Consider the following 18,088-nt stretch of genomic DNA (forward strand, 5'->3'; position numbering starts at 1 on the left):
AACCTCGGCGGGCTGCGCCGGTCAGGCCGGTCGGTACGCGCGGATCAGCGCCTGCACGGCGTAGGCGAGCAGCAGCACTCCCGCGCCGATGCCGACCACCAGACCGGCGGAGACCGCCGAGGCGAGACCGATGACGAGGCCCACCGCCGCCACCAGGCACAGCGCGGCACCGAGTGGGCGAAGCAACGGATCCCGCAGGAGCGGGGCGAGCGGGAAGAAGTGCAGACCGACCACCAGGCAGACCAGCACCGGAACGTACTCGGACCAGTTGGCCGCGACCAACACGGCGGCGCCCAGCCCGGCGGCGGCGAACTCGGCCACGACGATGAGCAGGTAGGGGCGGTCGGCGGCCCGGTCCCGGGGGCTGCCGGCACCCCGCAGTCGGGAGGACAGCACACCGCCCAGCACGGCGGTGAGCAGTGCGACGATGCTGCCCACCACGAGCAGGGCACGCAGCGGCTGCTTCGCCGCCGGCACACTGAACCAGACCATCGCGAAGATCCCCAGGTAGAGGGCGGTGAGCCCGGCCTGACGTTTGTTTGCGGTCACCAGATCAGACATGAAGCTCCCCCGGGTTACGACAGACCGCCGGTCACCCTACGACGTTCCCGTCGACTTGTCCCTCGCGTTCGACCCAGTCGTCGGGGCCCCGCCCGAGGCCCGGCCTCCTGGAGCCGCTGTTGATCGACTCGGGTTTCAGGAAACCGGGCTGTCCGCTTCGCCGTATCACCCCGACTTCCAGGAAGCCGAGTCGATCAAGCGGAGGTCCGGGGTGATACGCCGGAAATGTCGCGGGGCTGGGCCGTCAATGAGCCTCTTTGACCGCTCGCGCCCCAGGCCGCCAACGCCAAGGTCGACGAGCAGGCCAACGCCCGTCAGTCGACCAGGGTTCGGCCGGTCAGGTGCAGGAAGACGTCCTCCAGGCCGCTGCGTCGAACCAGCACGTTCGCCGGCTGGAGCCCCAACGCGGTGACTTCGGCGACCGCCGCGTCGCCGTCGGGCACATAGAGCAGGACCCGGTCGGGCAGCACCTCGACCCGCTCCCCCAGCCCGTCGAGCTTGCCGGCGAACGGCTCCTGCGACTCGGCGGCGAAGCGCAGCTCGACCACCTCACGGGTCGAGTGCTGCTCGATCAACGCTCGAGGTGAGCCCTCCGCGACGATCCGGCCGCCGTCCATCACCACCAGGCGGTCACAGAGCTGCTCGGCCTCGTCCATGTAGTGCGTGGTGAGCACCAACGTGACGCCCTGCTGCTTGAGCCGGAACAGCCGCTCCCACACCAGATGCCGGGCCTGCGGGTCGAGCCCGGTGGTCGGCTCGTCGAGCAGCACGATCTCCGGATCGTTCACCAGCGCGCGGGCGATGGTCAACCGACGCTTCATGCCACCGGACAGCGGCTCGACCTTGCTGTCGGCCCGCTCGGTGAGCTGGACGAAGTCGAGCAGCTCGGCGGCGCGCTCCCGGGCCGCCCGGCGGGAGATGCCGAAGTAGCGGGCGTAGACGGTGAGGTTTTCCCGGACGGTCAGCTCCGGGTCGAGATTGTCCAGCTGGGGGCACACTCCGAGACGCGCCCGGATCGCCGGCCCGTCCGCCACCGGATCCATGTCGAGGATGCGCAGCTCACCCCCGCTGGGCGGGGAGATGCAGCCGACCATCCGCATGGTGGACGACTTGCCCGCGCCGTTGGGCCCGAGGAAGCCGAACGCCTCACCCGGGCGAACCTCGACGTCGATGCCGTCCACAGCGGTGAAATCACCGAACCGCTTCACCAGCCCGCGAGCCTGAATCAGTGGTCGCCCCGAAGTCACCGCCCGACCCTAACCGCCGGGTCCGACAGCCCTCCACGCAAATATCCGCCGGCGACCCGCCGGTCACCCCGGTGTCCGTACCACCGGGGACGAAACACCGATCGATGCCCCACCCGTCAGCCAATCGACGTGTATCGTCCCTTCGTGTCGCCCATCAGCTCGCCCGATGGCTCGCCGCCACCTGCCCGACCAGCCAACTCTCCCGTTGATGGGTCCGCAGCGAGCCCCGGCAACGGGCCACCCCGACCACGACCGGAAATTGAGCCGACAGAGCCCGACCCAGGCAAGCCCGACCCAAGCGAGCCCGACCCAAGCGAGCCCGACCCCAGCGTCGCCGAGCGGGCGACTCGGGACCTGGCCGCCCAGTTCGAGGACGAGAAGCCGGGACGGGTGCTCTCCGGGCCGGCTGGTCTGCTCCTCACCATGGCGGCGCTGGCGGTCGGCGCTCTGGCCCTGTGGCAGGTGTTCCGCCCTCTGTCGCAGGGCAGCAAGTACTACCTGATCATCTTCCTGGCCGGCGTACTCCCGCTGGTCTTCCTCGCCTACCCGGCCGACCTGCGGCTGCCGGCCCGCCTACGCGCCCGGCGACGACGCGCCAACCGCGCCGAAGCCACCGAGAGCGACAGCGACAGGCGCACCCCGGCACTCGCGTCGTCGGGGCCCACAGTGGCCGACTGGGTTCTGGTCGCCCTGGCCGTCGCGGCCTGTCTCTATCCCGTCCTGCCGATCCGGATCGGCAGCGGTGGCGGCGGCTACAACGCGTTCCTCGACCGGCAGGGCCTGCTGGCGCCGACGGATCTGGTGCTGGGCACCGTCCTGCTGCTCCTGCTGCTCGAAGCGTGTCGACGTACCACCGGTTGGATCCTGCCGGCGGTCTGCCTGCTGTTCCTCGGCTACGGCTACTACGGCGGGCTGTTGCCGCAGTCCTGGCCTGTTGCGCACGCCGGGCTCGACTTCAGTCAACTGGTCGACGCGTTCTACAACTCCGACAGCGGCTTCTACGGCACCCCACTCGACGTGGCCGCCTCGTACATCGTGCTGTTCACCATCTACGGCGCGGCGCTGGAGTTCTCCGGGGCCGGGCGGTTCTTCGTCGAGTTGTCGGCGGCGGCGTTCCGACGTTCCCGTACCGCCGCCGGCCGGACGGCGGTGGCCTCGGGTTTCCTGCTCGGCACCGTCTCCGGCTCCGGCGCGGCGACGACGGTGAGCATCGGCGCGGTCACCTGGCCGCTGCTGCGCCGCGCCGGCTACCCGCCGGAGCGGGCCGGCGGCATGCTGGCCGCGGCCGGGGTGGGCGCCATCCTCTCCCCACCCACCCTGGGTGCGGCGGCGTTCATCATCGCCGAGTACCTGGGCGTCTCGTACCTCCAGGTGCTGGGCTGGGCAACGGTACCGACGGTGCTCTACTACCTCGGCATCCTGCTCGCCGTGGAGATCGACGCTCGCCGGTCCGGCGTACGCCCCGTGGTGATCGACGTCGACTCGCCCTGGCGGCTGCTGGCCCGGTTCGGCTACCACTTCGCCTCGCTCATCGCCATCATCGTGTTCCTCGCGATCGGTGTGTCCGCGACGAGGGCTGTCGTCTTCGCCATCGTGCTCACCGTCGCGTTGTCGTTCCTGGCCCCCAGGAACGAGGACCGCGCGCACCGACTCACCCCGGTCCGGCTGGTGACCGCGCTCGTCACCGGCGTACGCGGCGTCCTCGCCGTCACCGCGGTCTGCGCCGCCGCCGGCATCATCACGGCGACCACCACGAAGACCGGCCTCGGGCCGCAGGCGGCGGCGCTGCTGATCGGCGGGGCGCAGGCGGCCACCTCGGACCCGACGCTGGTGCTGGTGCTCACCGCGCTGCTCGCCGCCGTCGCGCTCACCCTGCTGGGCCTGGCCGTGCCGGTCACCGCGTCGTTCGTGATCGGTTGGGTGATCGTCGGTCCGGCCCTGCTCGACCTGGGTGTCACCGCGCCGGCGGCGGCGATGTTCGTCTTCTACTTCGCGGTGCTGTCCGAGGTGTCCCCACCGACAGCGCTCGCCGCGGTGGCCGCCGCCGCGGTCACCGGCGGCCGACTGGTGCCGACCATGTGGCAGACCCTGCGGTACGCGCTGCCGGCGTACCTCATCCCGATCGCGTTCGTCATCACGCCGGCCGGGCTCGGTCTGCTCGGCATCGGCGGCGTCCAGCGGATCGCCTTCGCCGCCGGAGTCACCGCGCTCAGCGTGGCGGTGCTCGCCGTCGCCGCCGGTGGCTGGCTGCCCGGCGTGGGTCCTGCCGGCGCCCCGGAACGGGTGCTGGGCGCCCTCGCCGGCGTCGCCCTGCTCTGGCTCGAACCCGTGCCGGTCACTGTCGGCGCGGCACTGGCCGTCGTCGCGGCGGCGGGCGTGTTCATCCGACGCGGCTCTGCCGACCGGTCATCGTCCGGATCACCAGCCAATCCTGTGGAGGAACAACTGTGAGACGAATCGACGTACGGCTCGCGGCGGGCCTGAGCGTGCTCGCCCTCGTCACGGTCGGTGCCGCGGGGTGTGGAGGTCAGCAGGGCGGCGCGGCCACTGACGACACGGCCAGCGAGGTCACCTGCGAGGTGACCAAGGAAACCCGCGTCGGCATCGCCACCGGCAACGCGACGGGCGTCTACTACGTGGTCGGCAACGCCCTGGCCGGGCAGTTGTCCGGGTCGACCGGCGGCAAGCTCACCGGCACCGCCGCCGAGACCGGCGCCTCGGTGCAGAACATCGAGCAACTGGTCGGTGGCCAGTACGACGTGGCGTTCTCCCTGTTCGACACGGCGGTCAACGCGGTCGAGGGCAAGGGCAGTTTCACCGCGCCGCAGCCGGTGGAGGCGCTGGCCCGCATCTACGACAACTACACGCAGGTGGTGGTCCGCAACGACTCCGGGATCACCTCGGTGGCCGACATGCGCGGCAAGCGGATCTCCACCGGTTCACCGAAGTCCGGTACGGAGGTGATCGCCAACCGCTTGCTGGAGGCCGCCGGCCTCGACCCGGCGAAGGACATCCGGGCGCAGCGACTGGACCTGACCAAGACGGTCGAGGGGGTCAAGGACGGCAGCGTCGACGGCTTCTTCTGGTCCGGCGGTCTGCCCACCGGGGGTCTCACCGACCTGTTCACCACGGCCGGCGACTCGGTGAAGTTCGTCGACATCTCGCCGTTGCTGCCGAAGATGGCCGCGTTGAGCCCCGGCTACCAGGAAGGCACGATCGGCCGGGACGCGTACAAGACGGCGGCCGACACCCCGACGATCGTCGTACCCAACGTGTTGTTGGTCCGTAAGGACCTGGACGCCAACGTGGCCTGCGCGATCACCCGGACGGTGTTCGACAAGCGCGACGCGCTGGCCCAGGCGAACCCGGCGGCCAAAGGGATCTCGCTGGAAAAGGCCCGCAGGACCCTGCCGGTGCCGCTGCACCGCGGCGCGGAGAAGGCATTGAAGGACCTCGGCGCCAACTGACCCTTCCGGTCAGAGATCGGCCGGCGCGGTGGCGGCACGGGCCACGCCGACCAGCCGGTCGGTCTCGGCGAGCAGGGCTTCGTCGTCCGCGGGGGTGCCGGGGTCGAGTCGGACCGTCCAGGTCAGACCGTCGGCCCCGGCCACGCGGCGGGCCGCGACCCGCGCCGAGCCGCCGGGCACCGGCTGGTGCTCGGTGTACGCGACCGAGCGGGTCACCCGCGCCCGCACCTGGTGCGGCAGCTCGCGCGGGTCGAGGAGGAAGTACGTCTCGGCCGGGCCGTCGGCGACCACCGTGTAGCCGTCGCGTTCGACGACGGTCTCGGCGGGGGTGACGGTCAGCTCCCGGCCGGACCAGACCGCCTTGAGGATGACGTGCCAACCGAGTCGGTGCCCTCGACCGGGCAGCCACAGCCCGAGGTTGGTGGCGACCACCACCCCGTCGCCCTCGCCGTTGCCGACGGCCGCCCAGGCCAGCACCCGCTCGTCGGCGGTCAGCGGCGGCCGGTCGGCCGGCGGCAGCTTCGGCTTGCGGCTGAACAGTCCCATCTAGAGGCCTCCCGCAGCCTGCTCGCGCAACGCCCGGGCGTGCTGCTCCAGGGACAGCAGCTCACCGAAGGCGGCGAAGTACTCGTCCTTGTTGTTGACCGGGTTGATCCGCTGGATGCGGGACTTGAGGTCCCGGACCCGGGCGGTCACCGACCCGAACTGCACCCGCGCCATGGTGATCGACACGTAGCGCGGGTCCGGTTCGCCGTCGATCCGCAGTGGTTCGACGGCCAACTCACCGACCAGCGCCGCGGCAGCCAGGTCATCGCAGGCGTCGCGGACCGACTCGATCCAGACCGCGCCGCCGGTCGCCGACGCGGCACCACCGGCCGCCGCGATGGCCGTACGCACCGCGACGTGCACCGGGTGGCGGTATTCGGTGGCCTCGACCGCGTCGAACATCGGCCCGGCCAGGACCGGTTGCTGGAGGGCGAGTTTGAGCGCCTCCCGCTCGACCATCGACTGCGGGCTGTCCACCGCCGGCTCCGGGCGGGCCGAGGTCGGCCGGGCGGCGGGGGCGGCCTCGCGGGTGCCGGACGGCGCGGTGTTGCCGGCGGCGAGCACCGCCCGCTGCACCGGCTCGATCTCCATGCCGAGGTCCATGGCGAGCTTGCGGACGTACTCCGGACGCTTCTCCCGGTCCTTCAGGCGCGCGACCAGCGGCGCGGCGTGCCGCATCGCCTCGACCCGGCCGTCGACGGTGTCCAGGTCGAAGCGGCTGATCACGTGCCGCAGCGCGAAGTCGACCAGCGGCTCGCGGCGGGCGACCAGGTCACGCACCGCCAGGTCGCCCTTGGCCAGCCGCAGGTCGCACGGGTCCATGTTGTCGGGGCTGACCGCGATGAACGTGCGCCCGACGAAGCGCTGGTCGTCTTCGAAGGCGCGCAGCGCGGCCTTCTGCCCGGCGGCGTCACCGTCGAAGGTGAAGATGATCTCGCCGGCCACTTCGTCGCTGTCGAACAGGAGCCGACGCAGGACGGAGATGTGGTCCGCGGCGAAGGCGGTGCCGCAGGTCGCCACCGCCGTGGTCACCCCGGCCAGGTGACAGGCCATCACGTCGGTGTAACCCTCGACGATCACCGCCCGCCCCTGCTTGGCGATCTCCCGCTTGGCCTGGTCGATGCCGTAGAGCACGTGCGACTTCTTGTAGATCGGCGTCTCGGGGGTGTTCAGGTACTTCGGGCCGTCGTCGTCGTCGAAGAGCTTGCGCGCGCCGAAGCCGATCACGTCGCCGGCGAGGTCGCGGATCGGCCAGAGCAGCCGGCGGCGGAACCGGTCGATCAGGCTGCCGGAGCGGGCCTCCCGGGACAGCCCGGCCGTGACCAGCTCCTGGTGAGTGAAGCCCTGCTGGCGCAGGTGCTTGGTGAGCAGGTCCCAACCGTCGGGCGCGAAACCACAGCCGTAACGCTCGGCGGCGGCCCGGTCGAACCCTCGCTGGGCCAGGAACTCACGCGCCGGCCGGGCACCCGCGGTGCTGAGCTGCGCCCGGTAGAACTCGACGGCGGCGGCGTGCGCGGCGACCAGGCGCTGGCGCTGGCCCTGCTGCGGGCGAGGGCGGGGGGCGCTCTTGTCGTCCTCGGTGTAGCGCAACTGGATGCCGGCGCGGCCGGCCAGCCGCTCGACGGACTCCACGAAGCTGAGGTGGTCGGCGTCCATCAGGAACTTGATCGCGTCCCCGCCGGCCCCGCAGCCGAAGCAGTACCAGACGTTGCGGGCCGGGGACACGTTGAACGACGGGCTCTTCTCGTCGTGGAACGGGCACAGGCCCTTGAGGTTGCCGCCGCCGGCGGACTTCAGGGTGACTGTCTCGGAGATCACATCCCCGATCGAGGTGCGTTCCCGGACCAGTGCGATGTCCTCGTCCCGGATCCGCCCAGCCATGCGCCACCCCCTCGCCGTACATCCTGCCCTGCCGGACTGACGACACGCCGGCCGGGGGACGCCGGTGTGGCGGCGGCCGCTGCCGGCTGGGCGGTTCCGGCCCGCAGCCGGGTCCGCACGGGGACCATGACCAGATGCGCCGGGTACGGACCAAAGCCCCCCGCCTCCCGAGATGGCTTGCCGATCGGATGGGGCTACCGGGGCAGACCCCGCAGACGGACGAGGCCGGCCACCGGCACGCCACCTGGCTGGAGCTCTTCCTCGACCTCATCTTCGTGTACGCGCTGGCGGCGGTGGTGGCCCGGCTGGGCAACGAACCGTCCCCGTCGCCGAAGGCCGTGCTGGCCGTGATCGGGCTCTTCGTCGTGATCCAGTGGGCCTGGATGGGGCAGGTGTACTACGACACCCGGTTCGATCCGGACGACGCGTTGCACCGACTGCTGGTGCTTGTCGCGTTGGTCGGCGCGGGAGCGATGACTCTCGGGGTCGACGAGGTCCCGGAGAGCGTGCTCCTGCCGGTCGGGTACCTGATCGTGCGAGGTGTGCTGCTCCTGCTGTACCTGCGTGCCTGGCCGACCAGCCCGAGCGCCCGGATGGTGACGACTGTCTATCTGATCGGCTTCGGGTCGGGCTGGTTGATCTGGCTGGTGTCGCTGACCGTGCCCACCGAGCTGCGCCCGGTCCTGTGGATCGTCGCGATGGTCATCGAACTGGCCACGCCATGGGTCGGGGTGCGCTGGCTCAACCGTTGGCCGGTGGACAACCGGCACCTGCCGGAACGGATCGGCCAGTTCACCATCATCGTGCTGGGTAGCGCGCTGGCCAGCCTGCTCTTCGCCGTGCCGGACCACCCCCCGCCACACATGATCCTCACCGCCGCGATGGCCTTCCTGATCCCGGCGGCGGTCTGGTGGGTCTACACCACCTTCGTCACCACCCGGTTGACCCAGAGCCGGCTACGCGGCGGGCAGGCGTACAGCTACCTGCACATACCGCTCGGCGGTGCGCTGCTGCTGCTCGGCTGGGCGCTCGGGCAGGTGGTCCGGCTTGTCGACGACAACGCGAACCGCCTGCCGCTGGAGCTGCGGCTGCTGCTGGGCGCCTCGATGGTGGTGTGGACGGCCTGCGGGCTCGCCCTGTACTGGCTCTGGACCCGACCGAGCGCCGCCCGGTTGGCGATCGCCGCCTACGGGGTGGTCTCGGTCAGCCTGATCACCGCGACCGTGCACCAGCCGAGGCTGATGCTGTCGCTGCTCTCCCTGGCCGTCGTCGGGTACGCCGTACTGCTCAGCCGGCGCCTCGCCCGGGCCGGCAGGGAGATGAACACCCCTGAGGGGTGAGCGGCGCTCAGGCCGCCGCGGCCGGCTCCGGAACGGTTGTCTCCTCGGCCGCCACCTGCTGGTTCCAGTCGGCCTTGGTGGAGCGCCAGCCCTCGTCGTCCATGCCGCGCCGCCAGTAGCCGGAGATGGAGAGCCGGTCGAGGGGTACGCCCCGCTCGCCGCGCAGCAGCCGGCGCAACTCCCGGACGAAGGCGGCCTCGCCGTGCACGAACGCGTGCACCTGGCCGGCCGGGAACTCCAACGCCCGCACCGCCGCGACCAGCGCCTCGCCCACCGGGCGTTCGCCGCGATGCAGCCAGGTCAGCTCGACCGCGCCGGGGCTGAGCAGCTTCTGCTCCTCCGCCGGGTCGGCGATCTCCACGAAGACGTGGGCCGGGGCACCCAGCGGGAGGCGCTCCAAGGCGGCGGCGATCGCCGGCAGGGCGCTCTCGTCACCGACCAGCAGGTGCCAGTCCGCGTCCGGGTTCGGGGCGTACGCGCCGCCGGGGCCGACGAAGTGCACCGGATCGCCGGGACGCAGCGCGGCGGCCCACGGGCCGGCCAACCCCTCGTCGCCGTGGTGCACCACGTCGACGGTCAGCTCCCCGGACAGCGGATCCCAGCGCCGCACCGTGTACGCGCGCAGCCGGGGCCACTGCTCCCGGGGCAGGTCCCGGCGGATCGCGGCGAGGTCCAACGGCTGCGGGTACGCGACCCCCGACTGCGGGAACACCACCTTGATGTAGTGGTCGGTGAACTCGCCCACCGGCAGGCCGACCAGTTCGTCCCCACCGAGGACGAGCCGGATCAGGTGCGGGGTGGGCCGCTCGGTGCGCAGCACCCGGGCCGAGGTGACGTTCCTGGGGCGTTCCGTCATGCCAGTTAGGTTAGCCTAAGTTGACTCGTGGTCAATCGGGGGTGTCCCGTTGCCGACCAGGCGGGTGTGCCAGGTCACCGCCGCCGGGTCGGTGAGCGAGGCGACCTGGTCGATCACCACCCGCAGTCTGGCCCGGTCGTCCGGGGCGGCCTCCCACAGCGGGGCGAAGATCGGATCGAGCCCATCCGGGGCACGCCGGACCAGCGCGGCGACCAACTCCGCCAGCATCGTCCGCTGCCGCTCGTAGCGGCCCCGGAAGCCACTGCGACGCATCACGTACCGCAACGCGATGCCCTTGAGCAGCGCACACTGCGCCCGCACCAGGCGGGGCACCACCAGGTCGGCGGCGTAGCGGCGGTGCGGGCCCGGACCGAAGCGCTCCTCCGTCGCCGCCACCGCCGCGGACACGAACAGCCCCGTCACCCCGCTGGTGGTGGCCTTCAACGCGACCTGCGCGCGATGGCTGCCGTCGTACCCGGTGAACGGGGCGAGCAGCGGACCGGCCAGCAGATCGACGAGCACCTCGGCCAGGTCCGCCGCCGACTCCCCGGAGTAGGCGGCGGCCACGTCGGCGCAGAGCGCGGCCCGCTCGTCGGCATCGGTGAGCAGCGGATGCAACGTGACATAGCCACCGTGGATGCCGTCCTCCACGTCGTGCACCGAGTAGGCGACGTCGTCGGCCCAGTCCATCACCTGGGCCTCCAGGCAGCGCCGGTCGCCGGGCGCCCCGGCGCGGATCCAGTCGAAGACGGCCGCGTCGTCGGCGTACACCCCGAACTTGCGCTCCCCCGGCCGGCGTGGCCAGGGGTACTTGCCGATCGCGTCCAGCGACGCCCGGGTCAGGTTCAGCCCGGCGGACGAGCCGTCCGGGGCGAGCACCTTCGCCTCCAGGCGGGTCAACACCCGCAGGGTCTGCGCGTTGCCCTCGAAGCCGCCGCACGGCGTGGCGAGCAGGTCCAGCGCAGCCTCGCCGTTGTGCCCGAACGGCGGGTGCCCGAGATCGTGCGCGAGCCCCGCGACGTCCACCACGTCCGGGTCGCAGCCCAGCCGCGCACCCATCTCCCGGGCGATCTGGGCCACCTCCAACGAGTGCGTCAGCCGCGTACGCAGGAAGTCGTCAGTGCCGGCGGTGTGCACCTGGGTCTTGGTGGCCAGCCGGCGGAACGCCGCCGAGTGCAGCACCCGGGCCCGGTCGCGCTCGTACGGCGACCGGCGATGCCCGGTGCCCTTGGGCGGCTCCTCGACCAAACGCGCCTCCGCCGCCCCCGGCTCAGTCCTCGCGCTCACAAGGCTTCTGTTGTTCGCGACTGCGGGGCTCGCAAGACCGGCTCACTCCTCGCGCTCACAAGGCTTCTGTTGTTCACGACTGCGGGGCTCGCAAGACCGGCTCACTCCTCGCGCTCACGCAGCACGCAGAACTCGTTGCCCTCGGGGTCGGACAGCACGGTCCACTCGACGTCGCCCTGACCGATGTCGACGTGCCGGGCGCCCATGTCGACCAGGCGCTCGACCTCAGCCTCCTGGTTGGCGGGGCGCAGGTCGAGGTGCAGCCGGTTCTTGCGCTCCTTGCCCTCGGCCACCGGGCCGAAGAACAGGGCGGGCAACTGGTCCGGGGACTGGCGGATCTCCACGCCACTCGGAGTCTCGGTGACGACCTGATAGCCGAGCGCCTCGGCCCACCAACGGGCCAGTCGGGCCGGATCGCGGGCGTCGACAGTCAGGCTCTCCCAGACACTGGTCATGCAGTCACCTCTTCCCGTTCGACGCGGCGCCCAATCGGCCGTGTGCGAGCGAGCCAAGATTACGCCCGCCACCACTGCTCGACCCGCTCACGACGCATCGACGAAGGGCACACAACCACCGATTGGCCCGCAGTTGCCGACCGATCGCCGAGGGTTACGGGCTCGCGGCCGGAAGTCGCCACCGGTAGCGTTCCCAGCGCGGAACGTAACCAGCCGACTGACACGCAGAGCCGACCGGTGAGGGGTAACGCTCGTGGACGCAGACACGGTGATGGGAACGGAGCTACGCGGGCTGCGCCAGCGACGACCCGACATCGCCGGCACGGTGCTCGCGGGCACCGACGGCCTGCTCATCTCCAGCGACCTACCCAGCACCGACGCCACCCATCTCGCCGCGCTCGCCGCCGCGAGTTTCGGGCTCGGGCACCGGGTGGCCGACACCGTCCGGCAGGGCGAGTTCCGGGAGTCGGTCGTGTGCACCACCGCCGGCTGCGTGGTCACCTACCCGGCCGGGCGCAGCGCCCTGCTGACCCTCGTCACCGCGTCCGCGGCGGGGGACCTGGAGGCGCTGCACGAGGAGGCGCGGGCGGTCGCCCGCCGGGCGGGGTCGTTCCTGGACGTTCGCGGCGGAGGCATCGGCGCGACGTCCGTACCGGACGCGCACGCCCCGCTGGCCACGCGTACCCCGATGGCGACCCTGCCGGCGCAGTTGCGCCGCTCGTCCCGACCCACCTGGCGTCGCCCGCCGATCTGAGCGCCGGCGGCGGCCGGGTGACCAGGCCGCCGCCGACGTGCGTCAGCGGCTGTCCGACCCGCCGCTCTCCACGACCGCCCGACCGGCCTCCAACCGGGCCACCGGCACCCGGAACGGCGAGCAGGACACGTAGTCCAGGCCGACCTCGTGGAAGAAGTGCACCGAGTCCGGGTCGCCACCGTGCTCACCGCAGATGCCGAGCTTCAGTCCGGGCCGGGCGGCCCGACCCTCCTCGGCGGCGATCCGCACCAGCCGACCGACGCCGTCGCGGTCGATCGACTCGAACGGCGAGATGCCGAAGATGCCCAACTCCAGGTAGCGCCAGAAGAACGCTCCCTCGACGTCGTCGCGGGAGAAGCCCCAGCCCATCTGGGTCAGGTCGTTGGTGCCGAAGGAGAAGAACTCGGCCGCCTCGGCGATCTGCCCGGCGGTCAGCGCCGCCCGGGGCACCTCGATCATGGTGCCGATCAGCACCTCGACGCCGCTGTCCCCGACCACCTCGGCAATGATCTTCTCGGCCTCGGCGCGGACCGTCTCCAACTCCTGCACGGCCCCGACCAGCGGCACCATGATCTCCGGTTTCGCCACCCCGCCGCCGCGGGCACAGCTGACGGCCGCCTCGGCGATGGCCCGGACCTGCATCGCGAACAGGCCGGGGATGACCAGGCCGAGGCGTACGCCCCGCAGCCCGAGCATCGGGTTCTCCTCGTGCATCCGCCGGACGGCGGCGAGCAGCGCCTCCTCCTTGGCCACGTCCTCGCCGCGTTCCTGGGCAACCGCCACGTTGACGGCGAGCTGCTCCAGCGGCGGCAGGAACTCGTGCAACGGCGGGTCGATGAGCCGGACGGTGACCGGCAGGCCGTCCATCTCGCGGAAGATCTCCTCGAAGTCGGCCCGCTGCAACGGCAGCAGCGCCGCCAGCGCCGCCTCCCGCTCGCCCGGGGCCCGGGCCAGGATCAACCGCTCGACCAGCTCCCGCCGGTCACCGAGGAACATGTGCTCGGTGCGGCACAACCCGATGCCCTCGGCGCCGAAGCGCCGAGCCCGGGCAGCATCCGCGCCGGTGTCGGCGTTCGTGCGGACCGCCAGCCGCCGCTTCCCGTCGGCGTGCGTCATGATCCGGTGTACGGCCCGGACCAGCGCGTTGTCGATGTGCTCGGGGTCAAGGCTGCCCTCGAAGTACTGCACGACCTCGGAGGGCATGACCGGCACCTCGCCGAGATAGACCTTGCCGGTGGTGCCGTCGATGGAGACGACGTCGCCCTCGTTGACGGTCTGCCCGGCGACTGTGAACCGCTTGGCCGGCACGTTCACCTCGATCTCGTCGGCACCGGAGACGCAGGTCTTGCCCATGCCCCGGGCCACCACCGCGGCGTGGCTGGTCTTGCCGCCGCGCGAGGTGAGGATGCCCTTCGCGGCGATCATGCCGTTCAGGTCGTCCGGGTTGGTCTCCCGGCGCACCAGGATCACCGACTCACCCTCGGCGGCCAGCTCGACGGCCCGGGCGGAGGTGAAGACCACTGTGCCGGACGCCGCGCCGGGCGAGGCGCCGATGCCCTTGGCGACCGGCTGGAACTCGTGGTCGAGCTGGAAGCGCGGGAACATCAGCTGGGCCAGTTGCGCGCCGTTGACCCGGTGCAGCGCCTCGTCCAGGTCGATCAGGCCCTCGTCGACGAGTTGCCCGGCGATGACGAACGCGGCGGCGGCGGTGCGCTTGCCGACCCGGGTCTGCAACATCCACAGCTTGCCGCGCTCGATGGTGAACTCGATGTCGCAGAGGTCCTTGTAGTGCTCCTCCAGCCGGGCCATGATGCCGAGCAGCTCGTCGTAGGAGGCCTTGTCGAGCTGCTCCAACTCCTGCAACGGCACTGTGTTGCGGATGCCGGCGACCACGTCCTCACCCTGGGCGTTGGCCAGGTAGTCGCCGTAGATGCCCTGCGCGCCGCTGGCCGGGTCGCGGGTGAAAGCGACCCCGGTGCCGGAGTCGGGCCCGAGGTTGCCGAAGACCATTGTCACCACGTTGACCGCGGTGCCCAGGTCGGCCGGGATGCGCTCCTGGCGGCGGTAGAGCACCGCGCGCTCGGCGTTCCACGACTCGAAGACCGCCCGGATGGCCAGGTCGAGCTGTTCGCGTGGCTGCTGCGGGAACTCCCGACCCGTGTGCTTCAGGAAGATCTTCTTGTACGCGTCGACCAGCCCCCGCAGGTCGTCGGCGTCCAGATCCAGGTCGTTGTGGGTGCCCTTGGCGTGCTTGGCCTCGTCGAGCGCGTGCTCGAACTCCTCGCCCGGCACCTCGCAGACGGTCTTGCCGAACATCTGGATGAGTCGCCGGTAGGAGTCCCAGGCGAACCTGTCGTTGCCCCCCGCCTGCGCGGAGAGCCCGACCACGCTCTGGTCGTTGAGACCGACGTTGAGGACGGTCTCCATCATGCCGGGCATGGAGAACTTGGCACCGGAGCGGACGGAGACCAGCAGTGGGTCCTGCGGGTCACCGAGGCGCTTGCCCATCGCGCGCTCCAGCGATTCCAGGTGTGCCTCGATCTGACCGGCCAGCCCGTCCGGCTCCCGTCCCGTCGCGAGGTACGCCTGGCACGCCTCGGTGGTGATGGTGAAGCCGGGCGGGACGGGCAGACCCAGGTTGGTCATCTCGGCGAGGTTTGCCCCCTTGCCGCCGAGCAGCTCCTTGAGCTCCTTGTTGCCTTCGGAGAAGTCGTAGACGTACTTGTGATCGACGGTCTCTTGCGCTGCCACCAGAGCCTCCACAACACACGCGCCGGATTGACACTTAACGAAGGTTCAGTTTTCTTCTTCCCCGGGACGGACCGCCGGTAATCCCGGGGTCAACGTCGATCGGTGGGCGAAGGTTAAGCGAACATCGAGTGACCTGGGACCGTTCGGTGACAATTGGCACAGCCATCACGACTATCCGTGTTCGTACCGGTTTTTGGGAACGCTTCCATGCGCACCATCACGCATCCCGGCCGAGCGTCGTACGCTTGACGCCACGCCAGCCGGTGAACCTCACTTTTGCCATAACCGACGCGAATACACCCCCCGGAGTCGCCGCCGTGTCGACCACCCCCTCCCCCGGCCCCACCGCCGTCCCCGTGCCGCTCTCGGCGGGGGAACCGGACGCGGCCACGCTGGCCCGCGCGGCCGAGCAGACCGCTGGCACATTGCTCGCCCCGGCGGCCCCGCACCGGCTGGCCGAGGTCGTGCCCGCCCCACAGCACGTCCAGCCGGACCCGACCGCCGACTGGGTCCTCCCGGCCGACGCGGTCATCGTGACCAGCGCCAACCCCGCCGCGCTGGCGGTCGCCGAGCAGCTCGCCCAGCTCCTGCGTCCGGCCACCGGCTACCCGCTGCCGGTCACCGACGCCACCACGCCGGAGCCCGCCGGTGGCATCGCGCTGGTGCTCGACGACAGCGCCGACCTCGGCGCGGAGGGCTACAGCGCCGACCTCGGCGCGGAGGGCTACAGCGCCGACCTCGGCGCGGAGGGCTACCGCCTCGACATCGCCACCGACGGGGTACGCGTCACCGCCGCCACCGCCGCCGGCCTCTTCTACGGCGCACAGACGCTGCGCCAACTGTTGCCGGCGGCGATCGAGAGCCCCAGCCCGGTCACCGAACGTTGGGCGCTGCCCGGCGGGACCATCACCGACGCACCCCGGTTCCCCTACCGGGGCGCGATGCTCGACGTCGCGCGGCACTTCTTCGCCGTCGAGGACGTGCTGCGGGTGGTCGACCACCTGGCCCGCTACAAGCTCAACCACCTGCACCTGCACCTCACCGACGACCAGGGCTGGCGGATCGCCGTCGACTCCTGGCCGAAGCTGACCACCGTCGGCGGGACGACCGAGGTCGGCGGCGGCCCCGGCGGGCACTACACGAAGGCTGACTACCAGCGGATCGTCTCCTACGCGGCCGCCCGCCACATCACCGTCGTCCCGGAGATCGACCTCCCGGGGCACACCAACTCGGCGCTGGTCGCGTACCCGGAGCTGGCACCGGACAAGACCGCACCGCCGCCGTACACCGGCACCGAGGTCGGCTTCAGCTACGTCGACCCGGCCGACGAGCGGACGTACGACTTCGTCGCCGACGTGCTGGGCGAGGTTGCCGCGCTCACCCCCGGCCCCTGGCTGCACATCGGCGGCGACGAGGCGTTCAAGGTGAAGGGCGAGGTCTACACCGGTTTCGTCGAGCGGGTCCAGCGCATCGTGGCCGACCTCGGCAAGACCGTCGTCGGCTGGCACCAGCTCGCACCCGCCGCCCACCTCGACGGACGGGTCCTGCAGTGGTGGGGCACGAACGGCGAAGACCCCACCACCGTCGACGCCGTACGCCGGGGCGCCCGACTGATCGTCTCCCCCGGCAACCACGCCTACCTGGACATGAAGTACGCCCCGGACACCCCGATCGGGCACGACTGGGCCGGCCTCATCGACGTGCGAAAGGCGTACGACTGGGACCCGGGTACGCACGTCGCCGGCGTACCCGCCGAGGCGGTTCTCGGTGTGGAGGCCCCGCTCTGGACCGAATCGGTCACCTCGCTGGCCGACATCGAACTCCTGCTCCTGCCCCGCCTCCCGGCCATCGCCGAGTTGGGCTGGTCCACCCGGGCCACCCACGACTGGGCCGATTTCCGCGACCGCCTGGCCGGCCAGGGCCCGCGCTGGACGACGGCCGGGATCACCTTCCACCGCGCGCCCGAGATCCCCTGGCCCACCGCACCGACCATCCCGACACAGCGCAACATGCCCCAAAACGACACCGCCAGCTCCTGATCCCCGGCTCAGCCTGGCCCCGCAAGGGCGCTCAGCTCCGGGCAGGACCGGTCCACACGGCGCTCTACCCGAGACCGGCCGATTCGCGTCGCCGTTCGCGCGCCTCGGACCGGTCCGAGGCGCGCGAACGGCGCGGACCAGCATGATCCACTCGGCTTTCATGAAGTCGGGGCATCGCCAGCGCCCGGACACCGCGACTTTCAGGAACCCGAGTCGATCACCCGCCTCGGCCGCCGTGTCCGTATCGCTGGACGGGCGGAGTGGGCGGGTTTGCCGGGTTTGGTGTCGGCTGTCGGGTGGTCGGGGCCACCCCGGCGGCGGAATCGGCGGCCGGGCCGGGTCGTTATACCTGGCAGACCACCGCAACAGACCGGGTCATGGTGCGCCGGCCCCGACGGGAACACCGGCCCGGGCCGCCCCGGTTTACATCCCCCGCATGGCCGAGCACCACAACGGCCGGGCAGGGCAGCCGCCGGGAACACCCGCCGGGCCGCCCCGGTTACACCCCCCGAACGGCCGAGCACCACAACGGCCGGGCAGGGCAGCCGCCGGGAACACCCGCCGGGCCGCCCCGGTTACACCCCCGAACGGCCGAGCACCACAACGGCCGACCCCCGCGGGTAGGCGGAATGACCGGCCACCGCGAACGGTTACACCCTGTCCCGACGCCGACCCCCTCGTTGCGGGTCACCGGGCAGAACTCCCTCGAACTTCCCCCGCACGCACTGGTCCCCCTGTTGAAGTGCCGTGTGGGTCCCCCGACGCCAGAGGAGCACGCCATCATGCGTACCGATCTGATCCGTAAGACCGCCCTGACCGCCGCCGGGCTCGCCTTCACCGGCGGCGCCATCGCCGGCCCCGTCACCACCGCCTTCGCCGCACCCACCACCAGCAAGCCCACCAC

At 71.5% G+C, this 18,088-nt stretch carries 12 protein-coding genes and 1 pseudogene; 5 read left to right on the forward strand and 8 right to left on the reverse strand.

Features of this window, described 5'->3' with window-relative positions; genetic code table 11:
• Positions 1-21: 21 nt before the first annotated feature.
• Entirely contained in the window at positions 22-561 is a 540-nt protein-coding gene (locus tag GUI43_RS16825) for a hypothetical protein (RefSeq protein ID WP_112699221.1), read from the reverse strand.
• 314 nt (positions 562-875) lie between these two features.
• Positions 876-1,808, reverse strand: coding sequence for an ABC transporter ATP-binding protein (locus GUI43_RS16830; RefSeq protein ID WP_091408968.1), 933 nt, complete (start codon positions 1,806-1,808; stop codon positions 876-878).
• 423 nt (positions 1,809-2,231) lie between these two features.
• Between GUI43_RS16830 and GUI43_RS16835 the strand changes: the two genes are divergently transcribed.
• Together GUI43_RS16835 and GUI43_RS16840 are read left to right on the forward strand one after the other, a co-directional pair.
• Positions 2,232-4,259 (forward strand): TRAP transporter permease, encoded by a 2,028-nt coding sequence (locus tag GUI43_RS16835; RefSeq protein WP_428842216.1) that lies wholly within the window; start codon positions 2,232-2,234, stop codon positions 4,257-4,259.
• Positions 4,256-5,275: a TAXI family TRAP transporter solute-binding subunit gene (locus GUI43_RS16840; RefSeq protein ID WP_112606206.1), complete on the forward strand. Its 1,020-nt coding sequence runs from the start codon at positions 4,256-4,258 to the stop codon at positions 5,273-5,275. Before GUI43_RS16835 ends, GUI43_RS16840 begins: the two co-directional genes overlap by 4 nt.
• A 9-nt stretch (positions 5,276-5,284) precedes the next feature.
• On the opposite strand, the gene GUI43_RS16845 is transcribed toward GUI43_RS16840, so the two are convergent.
• Both GUI43_RS16845 and dnaG read right to left on the reverse strand, forming a co-directional pair.
• Complete coding sequence (locus GUI43_RS16845; RefSeq protein WP_112590355.1) at positions 5,285-5,821, reverse strand: hypothetical protein; 537 nt, start codon at positions 5,819-5,821, stop codon at positions 5,285-5,287.
• Positions 5,822-7,724 (reverse strand): annotated as a pseudogene (dnaG, locus tag GUI43_RS16850) (DNA primase).
• A 166-nt stretch (positions 7,725-7,890) separates the two neighbouring features.
• On the opposite strand from dnaG, the gene GUI43_RS16855 reads away from it, so the two are divergent.
• A complete protein-coding gene (locus GUI43_RS16855; RefSeq protein ID WP_170158745.1) occupies positions 7,891-9,042 on the forward strand; it encodes a low temperature requirement protein A in 1,152 nt (383 codons plus the stop codon).
• Positions 9,043-9,049: 7 nt separating this feature from the next.
• Here GUI43_RS16855 and GUI43_RS16860 read toward each other — a convergent pair whose 3' ends face one another.
• The 3 genes from GUI43_RS16860 to GUI43_RS16870 form a co-directional block, all read right to left on the reverse strand.
• A complete protein-coding gene (locus GUI43_RS16860) occupies positions 9,050-9,898 on the reverse strand; it encodes a siderophore-interacting protein (protein WP_112699224.1) in 849 nt (282 codons plus the stop codon).
• 15 nt (positions 9,899-9,913) lie between these two features.
• Positions 9,914-11,185: a deoxyguanosinetriphosphate triphosphohydrolase gene (locus tag GUI43_RS16865; RefSeq protein WP_112699225.1), complete on the reverse strand. Its 1,272-nt coding sequence runs from the start codon at positions 11,183-11,185 to the stop codon at positions 9,914-9,916.
• Positions 11,186-11,286: 101 nt separating this feature from the next.
• On the reverse strand, positions 11,287-11,640 hold the full coding sequence (locus tag GUI43_RS16870) for a VOC family protein (protein WP_112590341.1): 354 nt from the start codon (positions 11,638-11,640) through the stop codon (positions 11,287-11,289).
• A 253-nt stretch (positions 11,641-11,893) separates the two neighbouring features.
• On the opposite strand from GUI43_RS16870, the gene GUI43_RS16875 reads away from it, so the two are divergent.
• Positions 11,894-12,394 carry a roadblock/LC7 domain-containing protein gene (locus GUI43_RS16875; RefSeq protein WP_112590338.1) on the forward strand — a complete coding sequence of 167 codons (501 nt, stop codon included), beginning with the start codon at positions 11,894-11,896 and terminating at the stop codon, positions 12,392-12,394.
• Between the two features lie 42 nt (positions 12,395-12,436).
• On the opposite strand, the gene ppdK is transcribed toward GUI43_RS16875, so the two are convergent.
• Complete coding sequence (gene ppdK / locus GUI43_RS16880) at positions 12,437-15,145, reverse strand: pyruvate, phosphate dikinase (RefSeq protein ID WP_112590415.1); 2,709 nt, start codon at positions 15,143-15,145, stop codon at positions 12,437-12,439.
• Positions 15,146-15,501: 356 nt separating this feature from the next.
• Between ppdK and GUI43_RS16885 the strand changes: the two genes are divergently transcribed.
• Positions 15,502-17,184 (forward strand): beta-N-acetylhexosaminidase, encoded by a 1,683-nt coding sequence (locus GUI43_RS16885; protein ID WP_428842217.1) that lies wholly within the window; start codon positions 15,502-15,504, stop codon positions 17,182-17,184.
• Positions 17,185-18,088: the final 904 nt, after the last annotated feature.

This window comes from Micromonospora noduli (assembly GCF_003264365.1).
Lineage (GTDB): Bacteria > Actinomycetota > Actinomycetes > Mycobacteriales > Micromonosporaceae > Micromonospora > Micromonospora noduli.